The organism is Emticicia sp., assembly GCF_049241225.1.
Lineage (GTDB): Bacteria > Bacteroidota > Bacteroidia > Cytophagales > Spirosomataceae > Emticicia.
Window position 1 is genome coordinate 54,833 of sequence record NZ_JBMLRC010000475.1, and the last position, 1,600, is coordinate 56,432.

Annotated in this window: 1 protein-coding gene; it reads right to left on the reverse strand. The window is 36.9% G+C overall.

Features of this window, described 5'->3' with window-relative positions; all coding sequences use genetic code 11:
- Positions 1 to 1,417 (reverse strand): VRR-NUC domain-containing protein (locus tag ACOVO2_RS24620; RefSeq protein WP_421772523.1); only part of this gene is annotated, 1,417 nt, incomplete at its 3' end.
- Positions 1,418 to 1,600: the final 183 nt, after the last annotated feature.

Genomic DNA, 1,600 nt, shown 5'->3' on the forward strand with positions numbered 1-1,600 from the left:
AAACCACAAACGGATTGGCAATGCCAAACTTCGATTCGTAACGCTCGCCCATATATACGAGCAAATCTTGCACATCAGCAAAAGTTTCTAAGTGACTAATGATTAAATCTTTACGTTTTTCGTAGAAATCGGGCAAATACAAATCAGAAGGACGCCTTTGAAACGGATGATGAAAAGCCACCAAACTTGGGTCAAAGACAATATCCCAAAAAACTAAGCCAAAAATGGCTCGCCAAAGATGGTTTTCTGAGAAAACGGCCAGTTTTCCTTCTTGGTGATAATAATCAACCACGCCCATTTCTACTTGATGACGAAAATCAACCGATACAGTAATTGATTCAGCTTGATGCAGCCAAGAAGTTGTACTTTTCTTAGTTCGCTTTTTGGTATTGAGTTTATTCAAAAAATCAATCGCATAGAATTTCTCATCGGCATTTTTGGGGTATTCAATCATTTGTTGGCACAACGAAAATGCTTCATCGATATGATTCAATTTTTGAAGTGTTCGCACTTGTCGCTCTCTCGAAGGTACTTGCTCGGTAAGTCGGTAAACCAACAAAGCTTCATCTAAAAGTTTACTTTTTTCTAAGAAAGTAGCCACTTTTATAATCAGACGCTCGTAGGATGGTTTAGCCACTTCGCTCAAATCATTTACCGAATCGGCAAAATTCATAAACCAATCAAACACATCAAGTGCGGGAGCTGTATCTTTTAGTTGCGAAAACAAATCGTTTTGGTCAGTAATGAGCCATTTGTCTTCGGCATCTTTTCGGGTCGAAAATCGTGCTACAAGTTTATCATCATCGTGGTTTTCAAATTGTACTAAACCCATATCACGCATCACAAACTCGGTCATGTCGAGATAACGATTTCCGAAAAACAAAAACTTCATGAAGGTTACTTCGTACTCAAAGCAGACTTTTATGATTGGCTCGAAATTATTAAGCGTTTCGACAATTTGGTTAAGCTCAAAATCATGTAAAATTACTTCGACGAGTTCCTCTTTTTTAAGTTTTTTATAGGTTGTTTTTTTCTCGATGAGCAATTTAGAAAATTGCTCTACAAGCTCTTTTGTGTTCAAAACGTTGAGCATTTCTTTGCTAAACGTTTGGTGTTTTTCGGAGTTGAGGTTTTCTATAAATTCTCGTTCCAGCAATTCGTTGAGCAATGCGGGAATATCCGCTAATTCACTGTATGACAGCTTATTAACTCTAAAAAATAAGCCTCTGCGATTAGCAAAACGGATAAACAAACATTGAGCATCTTCACTCAAACAATAGTATTTTCGCAAGAAACGCCATTCACCCTCATTCAAGATATGGCGGTACTTTTCCTGCACAAAATCAAGTACGTAATTAAAATATTCGAGATAATATTTTGGAGGAAGTTCGTTTTTGGGCGTTTGGTCAACTGCCATAATTTAGAACTTTATTCATAGAAACACAAATTGTATAAACACTAACAAAAAAGGCAATTTTGAAACTTGCCCTACATCACTGCTTTACCTTCGGCTTAATAATCAATCGCAACGATTGGTCGTAAGTGACATAATTCCAAAGCCAGTTGATAAATACCATTACTTTGTTTTTTACGCCCAAGA